At 44.8% G+C, this 14,092-nt stretch carries 15 protein-coding genes; 6 read left to right on the top strand and 9 right to left on the bottom strand.

Annotation, left to right across the window (positions count from 1 at the left end):
* The coding region (locus A3G19_RS02080; protein WP_294870339.1) for a DnaJ domain-containing protein at positions 1-322 on the bottom strand (322 nt) is incomplete at its 3' end.
* A gap of 126 nt (positions 323-448) precedes the next feature.
* On the opposite strand from A3G19_RS02080, the gene recR reads away from it, so the two are divergent.
* Positions 449-1,018 carry a recombination mediator RecR gene (gene recR / locus A3G19_RS02075; protein ID WP_015653407.1) on the top strand — a complete coding sequence of 190 codons (570 nt, stop codon included), beginning with the start codon at positions 449-451 and terminating at the stop codon, positions 1,016-1,018.
* A gap of 57 nt (positions 1,019-1,075) precedes the next feature.
* Here the strand turns inward: recR and hrpB are convergent, their stop codons facing one another.
* Complete coding sequence (gene hrpB / locus A3G19_RS02070; protein WP_294870337.1) at positions 1,076-3,586, bottom strand: ATP-dependent helicase HrpB; 2,511 nt, start codon at positions 3,584-3,586, stop codon at positions 1,076-1,078.
* The gene (locus tag A3G19_RS02065) at positions 3,587-4,840 is read right to left on the bottom strand and encodes a putative glycoside hydrolase (protein ID WP_294870335.1); all 1,254 of its coding nucleotides are present in this window, start codon (positions 4,838-4,840) and stop codon (positions 3,587-3,589) included. It lies immediately after the preceding gene.
* 118 nt (positions 4,841-4,958) lie between these two features.
* Here A3G19_RS02065 and A3G19_RS02060 point away from each other — a divergent pair, with 118 nt between their 5' ends.
* The gene (locus tag A3G19_RS02060; protein ID WP_294870333.1) at positions 4,959-6,335 is read left to right on the top strand and encodes a DEAD/DEAH box helicase; all 1,377 of its coding nucleotides are present in this window, start codon (positions 4,959-4,961) and stop codon (positions 6,333-6,335) included.
* A gap of 24 nt (positions 6,336-6,359) precedes the next feature.
* Positions 6,360-6,782 carry an alternative ribosome rescue aminoacyl-tRNA hydrolase ArfB gene (gene arfB, locus A3G19_RS02055; protein WP_294870331.1) on the top strand — a complete coding sequence of 141 codons (423 nt, stop codon included), beginning with the start codon at positions 6,360-6,362 and terminating at the stop codon, positions 6,780-6,782.
* A gap of 53 nt (positions 6,783-6,835) precedes the next feature.
* On the opposite strand, the gene A3G19_RS02050 is transcribed toward arfB, so the two are convergent.
* On the bottom strand, positions 6,836-7,591 hold the full coding sequence (locus tag A3G19_RS02050; protein WP_294870329.1) for a hypothetical protein: 756 nt from the start codon (positions 7,589-7,591) through the stop codon (positions 6,836-6,838).
* A 132-nt stretch (positions 7,592-7,723) separates the two neighbouring features.
* Here A3G19_RS02050 and A3G19_RS02045 point away from each other — a divergent pair, with 132 nt between their 5' ends.
* Both A3G19_RS02045 and A3G19_RS02040 read left to right on the top strand, forming a co-directional pair.
* Complete coding sequence (locus A3G19_RS02045) at positions 7,724-8,005, top strand: type II toxin-antitoxin system RelE/ParE family toxin (RefSeq protein ID WP_294870327.1); 282 nt, start codon at positions 7,724-7,726, stop codon at positions 8,003-8,005.
* 11 nt (positions 8,006-8,016) lie between these two features.
* Complete coding sequence (locus A3G19_RS02040) at positions 8,017-8,325, top strand: HigA family addiction module antitoxin (protein WP_294870325.1); 309 nt, start codon at positions 8,017-8,019, stop codon at positions 8,323-8,325.
* Positions 8,326-8,328: 3 nt separating this feature from the next.
* Here the strand turns inward: A3G19_RS02040 and A3G19_RS02035 are convergent, their stop codons facing one another.
* Together A3G19_RS02035 and A3G19_RS02030 are read right to left on the bottom strand one after the other, a co-directional pair.
* Entirely contained in the window at positions 8,329-8,532 is a 204-nt protein-coding gene (locus A3G19_RS02035) for a hypothetical protein (RefSeq protein ID WP_294870324.1), read from the bottom strand.
* Positions 8,529-9,101, bottom strand: coding sequence for a hypothetical protein (locus A3G19_RS02030; RefSeq protein ID WP_294870321.1), 573 nt, complete (start codon positions 9,099-9,101; stop codon positions 8,529-8,531). The genes A3G19_RS02035 and A3G19_RS02030 overlap by 4 nt, the downstream gene beginning before the upstream one ends.
* Positions 9,102-9,235: 134 nt before the next feature.
* Between A3G19_RS02030 and A3G19_RS02025 the strand changes: the two genes are divergently transcribed.
* Positions 9,236-9,862, top strand: a complete 627-nt coding sequence (locus tag A3G19_RS02025) for a TetR/AcrR family transcriptional regulator (protein ID WP_294870319.1) — start codon at positions 9,236-9,238, stop codon at positions 9,860-9,862.
* Here the strand turns inward: A3G19_RS02025 and recQ are convergent, their stop codons facing one another.
* The 3 genes from recQ to A3G19_RS02010 form a co-directional block, all read right to left on the bottom strand.
* On the bottom strand, positions 9,863-11,671 hold the full coding sequence (gene recQ / locus A3G19_RS02020; protein WP_294870317.1) for a DNA helicase RecQ: 1,809 nt from the start codon (positions 11,669-11,671) through the stop codon (positions 9,863-9,865).
* Between the two features lie 186 nt (positions 11,672-11,857).
* Positions 11,858-12,331 carry a hypothetical protein gene (locus A3G19_RS02015; RefSeq protein WP_015653416.1) on the bottom strand — a complete coding sequence of 158 codons (474 nt, stop codon included), beginning with the start codon at positions 12,329-12,331 and terminating at the stop codon, positions 11,858-11,860.
* A 133-nt stretch (positions 12,332-12,464) separates the two neighbouring features.
* Positions 12,465-14,092, bottom strand: a 1,628-nt coding sequence (locus tag A3G19_RS02010) for a M48 family metallopeptidase (protein ID WP_294870315.1), incomplete at its 5' end; no start/stop codon positions are given.

Here is a 14,092-nt window from a genome sequence, read left to right as displayed (position 1 = left end):
CACGAGATTGTTTGCGTCCGCCGCCTGCAAAGCCGTTGAACATCTCTTCGAAAATACTTCCGAGATCATCAAACCCGCCGCCGCTGCTTCGTCGACCCGCCCCCCCTTGCAGTCCTTCTTTGCCGTAACGGTCATAGCGTGCACGTTGTTGATCATCACTCAAAACTTGGTACGCTTCATTGCAGAGTTTGAACTTATGTTCTGCCGTGTCATCGTTCGGATTACGGTCTGGATGGTAAAGTTTCGCCATTTTTCGGTAGGCTTTTTTGATTTCGTCTCCGTTGGCATTTTTGGTGACCTCTAAAATCTCATAATAGCTCATTTCTTCCACGCAATAACTCCAAAAACATATTTTTCGCGCAATTATACCATGTCGAAAAGAGTGTTAGCTTAATTGAGTCAATAAGACTAAACTATTTATGGCACGACCTTTGCTACAATATCGATTATGAAAAGATCACTTGAAAAATTTAACCGCCTTGTTGATGCACTCCAACAGCTCCCAACTATCGGACAAAAGTCCGCGACCCGTTTAGCGTATCATATGGTGATGCATGACAGTTTCGGTGCACTTAAACTTGCCCACGCAATCGAAAATGCGATCACCAGCCTCAAAAAATGTCGATCGTGCGGAGGGTTGAGCGAAGACGAATTGTGTGCTATTTGCAGTGATGAACGGCGTAATCACGAAATCCTTTGTATTGTTGAAAATGCCAAAGATATTTTGACTTTTGAAGAGAATGCTCTGTTTGACGGGCGCTATTTTGTCCTTGAATCAATTGAAGAGCTCGATATTTCCCATTTACGCGGGATTATCCAAAGCGGGATTAAAGAGGTGATTTTTGCCCTTACTCCCTCGATCGCGAATCAGGGGGTTATGCTCTACATCGAAGATAAACTGATGGATTGCGATGTACGCTTTAGCCGTATTGCGCAGGGGGTTCCGACGGGGGTTAGTCTGGAGAATGTCGATATCCTCTCTCTCACGAAAGCGATGGAAGATCGGGTGAGTATTTAAAACTATCAATATAGTTTCGTTCGTGGTGAGCCTGTAGAACCATGAACGGGTACACAGTTAGTTGCCCATATATTTTTTTGTTCTGCTCGTCGCCTCGGCATTGCGCGGATCATCCGGCCAGTAGTGTTTGGGGTATCTCCCTTTGAGCTCTTTTTTGACATCGCTGTATGAACCCTCCCAAAACCCGACCAGATCACGGGTCACTTGGATCGGACGGCGGGCAGGGGAGAGCAAATGCACCAGCAGCGGTATTTTCCCCTCCATGATACTCGGATGGGTAGTGAGACCGAAAACTTCCTGTATCCGCACTGCCAAAATGACCGCTTCGGGATCAGAATAATCCAATGCTATGGTACTTCCGGTGGGGGCGCTAAAGTGTGTCGGCAAGAGGGTGTTTAATCGTTGCGTTTGTTCCCACGTGAGCTGTGAGGCTAGAATAGTGTAGAGATCGAGAGATTCACATTCACGCAGTGAGCTTTGGGTAGTGATATGGGGTAAAAGCCATGTTTCCAAAGAATTTAGGAGAAATTCATCGCTAAAATCACCCATAGCGTTTTCAGGTGAATAGTGATGCAGGGCTTGGAGACGATGGCGAAGAGAGAGTGCTTGCGGTGAGTGAGTCAAAGCCTCTATGCCATGATATCGGATCCCCTCTAAGAGTTTTTGTTTAACCTCTACAGTGTCGAGATGAGCAAGAGGGTGTGAGTCGAGGATGATCGCCCCAATCCTCGTAATCTCTCGTGCTTCAACCCGTTTTGATTCGCTATTCCAGCTAATTTTCTCTTCTCTCGTAAAAAGTTCAGGCTCATGACGTTCCAATAGATTGATATCGAGTGGTGAACACCGATAGATACGCGCCATCGTCGAATCACCGTCGCTTTCACAAATAACGAGCCACTCTTCACCGTGTAAATCATCTTCACGGCTTAAAATTGCCTCTTTAGCGTTGCTGAGGAGATATTTATCCCCCTTTGGCGTTCGTAGACGAGCAATTCGATCCGGATAGGCGAGGGCAAGTAAAAGGGCAATCATCGATGAAGGGAAATTTTCTGATAGTCGCAGCGTCATGTTGAGGCGGTTCGATAGTTCTCTTGCGGTTTTGAGTATGGTTTCAGAGTTTTGAGTCTGTTCGGCAGCGATTGTTTTGCCACGCAGATGATCCGATAGAATCCAAAAACGCTCTCGCATATCGGAAGAACGGTGGGTACTTTTTGAAAAGAGATCGCGTTCATTCAGCAATGCGGCAAGGAGTATTGCTTCGCTCTGGGCTTCAAGGGTTTTGGCGATGAGAATCATGTGGGCAAGTCGGGGATGAAGACCTAATGCAATCATCGCTTTGCCGTGAGGGGTAATATTTCCTTTATAATCCGTAGCCCCTAAGATACTCAGAAGTTCTAATCCATGACTCAGCGCTTTTGCAGGAGGCGGGGTGATCCATGAGAGTTCCGAATCTCCCCATGCGCTTAGTTCCAAAGCGAGCGGTGTGAGGTCGCACAGACGAATTTCCGGCTCTTTATGGGGAGGGAGGGCGTGATGAGAAGTTTCGCTCCACAGTCGGTAACATTTCCCTTCGCTTAAACGACCGGCACGACCTGAACGCTGATCGGCGGAAGCACGAGAAATTTTTTGGGTAATAAGCCGTTCCATCCCACTTCGGGGATCGAAGGTGAGGACTTTTTCCAGACCCGAATCGACGACGACTGTGATCCCCTCGATGGTGAGACTTGTTTCGGCAATGTTGGTGGCGAGTACGATTTTACGCTTCGCTGAGGGGAAAATAGCTCGCTCCTGAGCCTCTTTGGAAAGTTCACCGTAAAGGGGTGTGATATCGAGATCAATACTTTTACAATGCTCTTTGAGGGCGGTTTCGAGTGATCGGATTTCACGCTCGCCGGGTAAAAATACGAGGATGTCCCCTTCATCATTTTGAATGCTGTTTTGAAGTATATTCATCAGTGCGGGGACGATTTTTTTGGGTTCAACAGTGGGGCTGTTGGGCGGTAAATACTCTAAGGTGATCGGATAACTGCGACCTTCGCTGGTGATGAGAGGCGGATTCTCCATAAGTGTTTGCAATGTCTGGGTATCGAGTGTTGCCGACATCACCATAATCTTTAAATCTTCGCGTAAAAACTCCTGAGACTGGAGGGCAAAGGCGAGGGAAAGATCGCTGTGCAGATGGCGTTCATGGAACTCATCAAAGATAATGAGGGCAACATGTTCGAGTGAGGGATTATTTTGGAGCATACGAGTCAAAATTCCCTCGGTAACGACAAGAATTTTGGTTTTATCGCTCAGTTTTTTTTCGGCTCGGATTTGGTATCCGACCCGCATCCCGACTTTTTCCCCCAGTAACTGTGCCATGCGTGATGCCGAACTGCGAGCCGCGATACGGCGGGGTTCGAGCATAATGATCTGTTTTTCTTTGAGCCACGGTTCATCCAAAAGAGCGAGGGGGACAGCGGTGGTTTTTCCGGCCCCCGGAGGGGCTTGTAGGATAAGGCGATTGTAGGATACGAGGGTGGAGCGAATATCGCGGATCACCTCATGGATGGGGAGCGTATTCACTTACGAAGCTGGTTTTACTACTTTTTTAGCGGCAGTACGTTCGAGACGGATTAAGCCTGCAGCCGTATAGACGTTGCGCGGATTCCAGAGAATCCATCCGCAGCTTCCGAAGTCGTCACTGGCACGGATTTGATCTCGGATCTCTTTGTCACCGTAGATGCGGCGATCAAACGCGTAGTCACGAAACGCTTGAAGCCATGGTCGATAAGCGAGCGGTGAACCGCCTGATTTTTCGAGGGCTTTATCGAGAGAGTGTTTTACGATTTCATAGTTCGCGGCAACCGGATTGGTATATCCCGGAATTCCCGCATTAAATCCGCTTGGGTAGAGCATTGGAGAGAGATAATCGACATACGGTGCAAGTGCATCGACACGCTGACCTATTTCGATATCGGCATCATGCCAGCTTACGTAGCCGAAAATATCGGCTGAGATAAAGACATTATAGGGGATCAGGCGGGTACGGGCACTTTCCAAAAATCCGCTGATGGCTTGTACGCGGTTGGCTTGGTTGTTTTCGACCGAAAATTTGATCCCTTTGCGGTCCGGAAATCGAACATAGTCGAATTGAATCTCATCAAATCCCGCTTTGGCCGATTCTTCGGCAATATCAATGATGTATTTCCAAGACTCTTTACGGGAAGCATCGACCCAATAAAGTCCCTCTTTGTCTTTAAACAGTGTCCCGTCGGTTTTTTTGACCCCGAATTGCGGATAGGCAGTGATATAAGGGGTATCTTTGAATGAGACGATACGAGCAATGGTATAGATTCCCTCTTTTTTCAAATCAGCCACAAATTTCGGGAGGTCTTTAAACAAGATCACCTCTTGAGCCCCGATTTTATTTGCAATTGGATTTGCGGTTTTAAATGCAATTTGGCCACGGTCCATTTTGATGTCTATAACGAGAGCATTTACCTCGGTAGTACAGATCAAATGTTTCGCATTGCCCATGATTTTACCGTGAGTTGCCCCGAAGCTCGAAAGATACAGGGCTTTCGGGATAACACGGTTCAGATACATTTTCCCGCTGTTTTTATAAAATTTGCGCTCATATCCTACAGCGCGGATACCCACTAAATTAGTTTTGGGGATTCGAAAGGTACCGTTTTCATCGGTTCGGTACTCTTTATTTCCCGAAATGACAATGGCAGATGCGATCGGCTTAGCCGTTTTTTTATCCAAAACAATTCCGCTTGTCGAAGCCCCCCATGAAAACGCTGCTAACGTCACTAAAAGCATTATTGCTCTCACTCTTTTCTCCCTCTCAAATCAATTGCGGTATCGTAGCAAAAAAAATGCCATAAATGGGAGGTTTGAAGCGATAAAATGTTAACATTCATGAACAAAATACCAAAAAGGTACTATTATCATGTCATTTACGACTTTAGGGCTTAATGCCCACCTTCTCGAAACCCTAATCGAGAAAGGATACACTGAGCCGACACCGATTCAAACTCAGGTGATTCCTCTCGTACTGCGGGGACGAGATGTTCTCGGAGCGGCACAAACCGGAACAGGGAAAACAGCCGCATTCGCCCTCCCGATCATCCAAAAATTACTCACACTCCAAGGGAAACAATCCAGTGCCAGAGCATTGGTCATCGTCCCGACACGTGAGCTCGCATCCCAAGTGTGCGCAGCGATCGAATCGTATGCACAGGGGCTTGAACTAACGTGTATCGCTCTCTATGGCGGAGCCAATATGGCACGTCAGGCGAAAGAGCTGGGAGAGGGGGTTGATATCATCGTTGCTACTCCTGGACGCTTGATCGAGCTGAACAAACAAGGGCACGTTCCGCTCTCTCGAATCGAGTATTTGGTGTTTGATGAAGCCGATACGATTTTTGATATGGGCTTTATCCGTGAGGTAGGGCAGATTATCGATCTTCTCCCGCTCAATCGCCAAAACATGCTTTTTTCTGCAACGATGACCCCTGCGGTGAAACAACTGAGTGAAAAAATCCTCAAAAAAGCGCTCCTCGTTGAGATCGATAACCTCAAAGCCGCCGATATGACGCTTCGTCAAGTGGTTCATCCGGTTGAAAAAGAGCGTAAAAAAGAGCTTCTTTCATTCCTGATAGGCTCGAACAACTATCCGCAGGTTCTCGTCTTTACCCGTACGAAAGCCGAAGCAGACGAAGTGAGTGCCGATCTAACCGCCAGCGGTCTCAAAAATGTTGTGATTCACGGCGATAAAAAACACGGTGCCAGAGATCGTGCACTCAGTGAATTTCGTGAAGGATCTGCCCGTATCCTCGTCGCAACCGATATTGCCGCACGCGGTTTGGATATCGAGGGGCTAGACGTCGTTATCAACTACGACATTCCTCACGTCAGTACCGACTATCTCCACCGTATCGGGCGTACGGGACGCGCGGGAAATGAGGGGCTAGCGATCACGCTCCTCTCCTCAGCAGAGCACATCTCATGGTCAAAAATCATCACCATGCTCGGCAAAAATGTCGAGACTATCTTGGTTGCTGGATTTGAACCGCCTGCGGATAACGCATTGGTAAAAACACGGGGTAAAAGTCTCTCCAAAGAGGGAGAGAAAAAAGAAAAAACGGCGGGAGCATTCGGGAATAAACGTAAAAAAGCTCCCGTTCAGCCTAAATTCGTCGGCAAACGGGGACCACGTCTCGCACGGGATGAACTCGTCGGTAAAAGCGATTCTTCAGCCAGAAACAGTGCCTTCGGTAATACGAAAAAGCCTTCACCGAAAAAATCGGGCGGACGGGGGAGATAATCTCTCCCTTTAGAGAGGTATATCATGCTCCAAATCTCCCACACCGTTAGCATTCCCGATTCCGAAATCGAGATAACCGCTATACGCTCTCAGGGTTCTGGCGGTCAAAACGTCAACAAAGTCTCCACCGCGATCCATTTACGTTTCGACATCAGTGCTTCAACCCTTCCCGATTTCTACAAAGAACGTCTTTTAGCACTTACTGATCACCGCATTACCAAAGAGGGGATTATCAACATCAAATCCCAAGAATCAAGAAGTCAGGAAGAGAACAAAGAAGCGGCGTTGGAACGGCTTAGAGAACTTATCAAAAGCGTTACCATCGTTCAAAAAAAGCGTAAACCGACCAAACCGACGAAGAACTCGCAGAAACGGCGGATGGACAGTAAGACGAAACATGGGAATATTAAGAAAATGCGGGGGAAAGTTGATAAAGGGGAGGGATAACTCCCTCGCGTAAGATTTTTTGGGTCGAGGAAAATTGCATATTAAAGTTGTGCTTATTGGGCGACAATTTTTTCTTCAATATCGTAACTAACTCCATCAAACATCATACGATACAGTAAGCCATAAAATGCAATAAACATCATTGGTACTGTCCATATCATCCCAATACCAAGTGGAATTGCACTTAGAATCATGACAATTACTAATAAAATATATAAAATTATGATGCTAAAAAAATGGGCAAAGACTGATTTCCGTGATAGTTCCATAGCATCCCATATTTTTAATCCTTTGTCGGCAATAAGAGGTAAGGTAAACATATATATTATTGTAATAATCATAGATAATATATAAGACATAATGAGAAACCACTTTAAATGCAAATAATTGCCAACTAAATTTGTAATTAATGAGATAACCTCTTGTATTAAATATACAAATAGACTAGCTAATGATAATTTCCACATGATTGGATAATATTGGAATATAGATTTATAGGATACATTTTTACCTCTTAAATAGTTGATGATAATCATATCAAAACCAGTCATTAAAGGTGCTATCACAGGTATAGCAATAAAGTCGACGATATTAAAACTTTCTTTAACTTGTTCGGAGTAAGGTTTGAGATCAGGAAAAATCAACCATATTAATGTATACAGAAGATACATAATTACTGCTAATATAAATATAACTTTCCAAGCAGTAGCTTTAAATCCATTTGTATACTGGAAACCAGTTTTTATTATGTCGATAATATTGAAATTATTACGATAGAAATGAGGTGAAATTTCTTGCTGGTTTGTCATTTACAACCTTTTTTATAAGAACATTTTTATTATTAATTATAACTAATAAACACATAAATGTAAAATAGAATTAGGTGCTTTGTCAAATTGAAACTTTAGATTAAAGTATTACACTATATGTTATAATGTGCTATGATTAAATCGTTTGCGGATAAAGAGACCGAACAGTTTTATATTACGGGTAAGAGTAAAAAGATTCCCGCTGATGTTCACAAATCAGCATTGCGGAAACTCTCATATCTCAACGGTGCGATAGATGTCAACGACCTCAAAATACCGCCTGGGAATCGGTTGGAATCGCTAAAAGGCAATTATGCGGGACGATACAGTATTCGTATCAATGATCAATACCGTATCGTATTCGCGTATGAAGCCCATGATGCGTATGACGTACAGATTATAGACTACCATTAAGGAGAGTAGAGATGTTTGCATTAGAACGACAGCCGATACATCCGGGTGAAATCCTCAGAGAAGAGTTTTTGACCCCTTTGGAAATTTCACAAAGTGCATTGGCAAAATCACTGCATACTTCGTTTCGAGCGATCAACGAACTGGTCAATGAAAAACGGGGTATTACGACCGAAATGGCTTTGAAACTTTCAAAGTATTTCGGTACATCGGCACAATTATGGCTGAATCTGCAAAACGAATACGATCTGTATAAAACGATGCAGAAAAAAGGTGATGACATTAATGTCATTCAGCATTGTGATAAGGTTCAGGTCGCATAGTATTTACCACGCAAAAACATTACGAGGATAAACCATCCTAATGAGTACAACCGCACCAAACAGCACTCCAACATAACGCCATTCAAAAGTGTTTCCGATGATCAGGGTAACTAGAGTATAGAGTACCGTTACCGCCAAAAACCATCCCCCTAGTAAAAGTACAAATAACCCTATGACACGGGATAATGTTCCGAGTGTATTGTTCATCGGTTCTCCTTTGAGGCTTTGATAATTGCTTGGATTTGTCGGCGATGGATAAAGGTGTGCATGTACATAAAAGAGCACCAATCGAAGTTGTTGAAGGAGTAAAACCACGGATGGGCTTTGGTCATTTTAGAGTGATGTTTCGGCAATGTGGTGAAAAAGCTTTGGTACTCATCGATAAAGGCTTTAAAATCATCGAGTGTACCGGAACGGTTTGCGAACGGCTTTACCCCCGCTATCGTGACAATTTCACTAAACTCTTGCTCCTCGGTGAGTGCGGCGATGACGCTCGTTACTTTGCGTCCTGTGATGCAGAGGTGCTCGATCACCATGTTGAGTGAAAATTGGCGTGAGTGATCTTCGATGGCGAAGGTTTTGTCGATAACGACTTGTTGTAACCGCTCCTCTTCGCTCAGCTTTTCCAAAAGAGAGATGATAATCCTAGCTTCTCGTTTAAAAAGCCAAAAGGCGATGTGCCATGTAAAAAATGTCCGCACCATAGGTATCAATAACAATCGAATCACTAAAAACTCCCCTCTAGGCAATCCATCACCCGGTTTTCCCTGTACCATACATTAGCTCCTCACCCGATCAGATAGGGGCATAGTAGTATCAAAAATCTAAAATACATCTTAATATTAGTGTAATTACTCTAATATATATTATTTAATTCGTATTTGTACTCTAAATATGGTAGAATTTTCCCATGAAAAAACCAAAAAAGATCACAACCAAAGAGCGGATTAAAAACACCGCCATCGAGCTGTTTAATCTCCATGATTCGCTCTCAATCACGACCAACCATATTGCTAAAGCGGCAGGGATATCGGCGGGAAATCTCTACTATCATTACCGCAACAAAGAAGAGATTATCCGAGAAATCTACGCTGAGATGTCGGAGCGGATCGAATCGCTAAAGAGTTTTGAAAAAATGCTCAGTTCACCGAACCCCTTAAATGTATTAGATGAATCGTTCGATCATTACGGCGATCTGTTTTGGGAATATCGATTTTTGATGCGGGATGCTCCGGTATTAATGGCGCTTGATGGCGAACTAAAAAGGGCGTTTGTCATTAATCAGGAGAAGCGGATCAATCAGATAACAGGGGTGATCCGATATTTGCACAGCGAAGAGATATTGGAACATATCGACAAAGAGGAGATCCCTTTGCGTGCCAAGCTCTATTGGTTTGTCACGGCGTATTGGCAAGTGTTCGCCTCGATGGATGGCGAAGTGAGTCGTGAATCGATACGCGAGACAAAAGAGGCAATGTTTAAAATCCATATCGCCCCGTTTTTGTCGGAGAGGGGGCGGGGGATGATAGACGCTTAATCAATCCCTCTCTTTTTCCCTCAACTCATGCGAGAGGTTCAAAAATGCTTCTCCGTATCGTTCGAATTTTACTTCTCCGATACCGCTGATACCCAACATCTCTTCTTTAGTATTTGGGAGCTGTTCGGCAAGGGAGTAGAGGGTTTTATCTCCGAAGACGATGTAGGCGGGGATATGGTGTTCTTTGGCGATGGTAGCGCGTAGGGCTTTGAAGTTTTCGAAGTATTTCGGGGTGTGGAGATCGGAGTGTTTGGATGTTAGCGTTACTTTTTTGGTCGATAGACGATCTGATCGGATATGAACAGCCATCTTTCCTCTCAATATGTCGGCTCCGACGGGGGTGATTTTCAGTGCTTTGTACTCATCGGGCTCAATAGCTCCCAGTTCGATGAGTCTTTTGGAGATGGTGCTCCATGTGCTCTTACTCAACTCTTTTCCAATCCCGAAAACGCTCAGGTTTTGATGGGAATTGGAGAGGATTTTTTCTTTTTCCTCTCCGCAAAGCACTTCGGAGATATAGGTGGCTCCGAATCGCTCACCCGTTTTATAGAGACAGGAGAGGAACTTTTGGGCGGGGGTGGTTATCTCTTGCTTTTGGATATCACTGCCCACACAGTTGTCGCATTTGTCACCGCAAGGGGCGATTGTATCGCTGAAATAGGAGGCGATTAGACGATGGCGGCACTCCTCGGCAGTTGCGTAATCCATCGATGCGCGGAGCTTGCTAAGGATCATCTCGCGATATTGGGGGTCACTCCCCTCATCGATAAGCCGTTTTTTGTTGTAAAAATCAGTTCCCGAATAAAAGAGTATCGCTTCGGAGTCGATTCCATCCCGTCCGGCACGTCCGATTTCCTGATAGTAGTTTTCGATGGTTTTAGGAAGTGAGGTGTGGATGACGAAGCGAATATTCCCCTTGTCAATTCCCATCCCGAATGCGACGGTGGCGACAATGATCTGCGTTTCGTCGTTTAGAAACGATGTATGGGTATCGTGACGTATGGAGCCGCTCATCCCCGCATGATAGGCTAAACATTTGATCCCTTTTTTAGAGAGAAATTCGGCGAGCTCTTCGGTTTCGCGGCGGGAGAAGGCATAGACAATCCCACTCTCCCCTTCGTGCTCTTTTAAAATATTCATCAGCTCATTGCGCCATCCGCCATCACGCTCTCGAACAGTGATCTTGATGTTTTTACGCAGTACCGGGGCGCGGAGGATCAGCGGATCGTTGAGCCCCAGTTGCGAGAGGATGTCTTCCCGTACTTTTGGGGTAGCGGTAGCGGTGAAGGCAGCGATAGGGGTATGAGGAAAAGCGGAGCGCAACTCACCCAGCCGTCGGTAATCATCACGAAACTCATGCCCCCACTCACTGATACAGTGGGCTTCGTCGATGACGAAAAAGTTGATATCGAGCATTTCGAGCCATGAGAGAAAGGAGACGTTTGCCAGTCTTTCGGGGGCGATGTAGAGGAGTTTTAAAACGCCGTTTTTAGCCTTGGAAAATGCCTCTTGTTGTTCTTGCGGCGATTGCGATGAGGAGATCATCTCCGCTTCGATCCCGAGCTCTTTGAGGGCAATCACCTGATCATGCATGAGGGCGATGAGGGGAGAGACGACAATCGTGATCCCATCCATCAGCAGGGTAGGGAGCTGGTAACAGAGCGATTTTCCCCCTCCGGTAGGGAGTAACATTGCCAAATCACGACGGCTCAGAATCGCGTCTACCGCATCTTCTTGCATCTCTCTAAAACTGGAGAAACCAAAGGTGTGTTTGAGAACTTTGTATTTGTCGGTTAAGGATTCGCTCAAGGTTGGAGCCTTTAAAAAGTTGTTGCTTCAATCATGTTGATTATACAATGACAAAAAGAGTAATGGAAAGAAATAGGGCAAAATGCAATATTTTGGAGTGTTAATGACTTCATAGCAATCGGGAAGACGAGTAGCAATACCGAGAAGGTAAAGCTTTTTATACGCTCGTTTCGGATTTGGATCTAATCAGTGTTGGTGATGAAACTCCTGCACCTCTTTGATCTCTTCGGGTGTTGCTTCATGGATATCTAAAACGGTCCCCTCGAAAACGAGGTCCATTCCCGCAAGTGGGTGATTACCATCGAGTGTGGCATGATCGCCTTCGATATCGGTTACGGTATAGATGATGACATCCTCAGAGTCTTCTTCAAAATAGCCATCGAGTTCCATTCCGACGCTTACTTCTACCGGCAGTTCACTGAGCTCTTCCGTAACAACGAGTGTAGGGTCATAATTTCCGAATGCTTTATCGGCGGTGAGTTCAATTTTGAATGTTTCTCCGATACTTTTCCCCTCTAATGCTTTTTCAACCGTAGGGAAAATATGACCATAATTACCGTGCAGGTAAACAAGAGCCTCCTCTTCCTCGTGGAGAAGATTTCCTTCGGTGTCGTTAATGTGATAGTCGATGGTGACGATACAGTCTTTTTTGATAGTCATGGTTGTTCCTTAGGGCAATGGTATAAGAATAGGGTTAAACGCTTTGGTTGAAATTATAGCATGGGCACCTACATGGGGTTCTGAAACTTTAGACGAAAAAGTCAAAGAAAATAAAACATAGTCTGATTTAAATTTATACATGTAAAAGTGTTTTGAATGCTGTTAAAATTTCTGCGTCATCTTCATGATATCTACTGTCGTACTTCAATAAGGTTTCGGTTGCATCGATTATTTTTGTTTTGAGGGAGCTGTCGCTTAGGGCAATTTTTCGTACCGCTAGATCGACTTGGTCGATGGTGAGATCTTCTAAATATTGAAACGGTTCCAAATCAAACTGTTCGGCTGTTTTTTGGAGAAGAAATCTAACTGTCTCTTCATTGGAAAATTGGGTTTTTGCCAGAAAAACAAATACAATGTTGAGTGAATGTTGAATTTGTTTTGAGGATTGGAACATACTTTTAGGAATTTTAGTCAAACCGTACTCATAATCCAGCGGAGTCAGAAGTATACTTCGTAGCGTCCACTCCCAAATGGATATATGTTTATCGGCATCAATCAGCTTTTCTATCGTTTTACGGAACTGTTCATATTGCAGTGTTGACATCATTTTTAAGTTTGGTATTGCTAAGAGGAGCAAGTTCAAATGAGATGATCGGGGTAGAGATTCGATCGTTTTCAAAACATTTTGTGTTTTTTCCCATGCACTCCCCAATGACTCTTTTTGAAGTCGTAATTCGTTGTGTTGACTACCCAAAAGTAAAGCATAGATTATCCATTGGGCACTGAGCGGATTTGCGGTCATAGATTGGATTTCTAATGGGATGTCAACTGCTTCAAAAGTGGAAGAGACGGAATGAAAATTACCTGATGGATTGGGCATACGTGAGAGAGTATCGAATGTAATCGGATTGGATTTGATTTCCTCTTTGGGCTGCTTGGGGACGTTAAAAGTGGTTTGTTCGCTTTGGGCGTAATGTTTTTGAGACGATTTCTCAGAGGCAAATTTCCCGTCCCATCTCGGATCAATCCGTCGTATCCGATCTTCGAGTTTGGGATGAGTAGAGAACCAATGATCCCAAAAATTGGAAGTACCGTCGGAAAAAAATAGGTGGCTGAAATCGCCGCCGGCACTGGATGAGACGCTTGAACCGTACGCAGATGCACCGATTTTTTTCAACGCTCCGGCAATACCATCGGGATAGCGGGTGTACTGAACCGCCGAAGCATCGGCAAGATATTCGCGCTGGCGGGATATCATCGCTTTTATCAATTCGCTGATCATCGTTCCCAACCAGCCGATGATGGTTAAGCCGAGTGCAAACAGATAGATGGCGACGATTAGGCTTCCCCCTTTTTTATCATTCGAAGAACGAGAAACGCTATGACGTATTGATGAAGAATCTAAAACATCAAAGATAAAATGTCCTATTCCGCCGATAAAAACGATCCCGTATATTAGACCTGAGAGGTGAAGATTGAGGCGCATATCTCCGTGAAAAATATGGCTGAACTCATGGGCGATTACCCCCTGAAGCTCTTGTCGATCCAATGCATCCAATGCACCCTGTGTGATTCCGATCACCGCATCTTCATAGGTGAATCCGGCGGCGAAGGCATTGATCCCCTGATCATGCAGGAGATATACGGGAGGCGGTGCTATCCCTGAGGCTATCGCCATCTCTTCGACGACATTCAATAGCATAATCTCTTGTTTATTGTGGGTCATCGGCGAGATCAGTTTTCCCCCTAACGAGAGTGCTA

The organism is Sulfuricurvum sp. RIFCSPLOWO2_12_FULL_43_24, from assembly GCF_001829605.1.
Classification (GTDB): domain Bacteria; phylum Campylobacterota; class Campylobacteria; order Campylobacterales; family Sulfurimonadaceae; genus Sulfuricurvum.
Note: the sequence above shows the minus strand (reverse complement) of the source record. Positions and strands in the feature narration are given on the sequence as shown.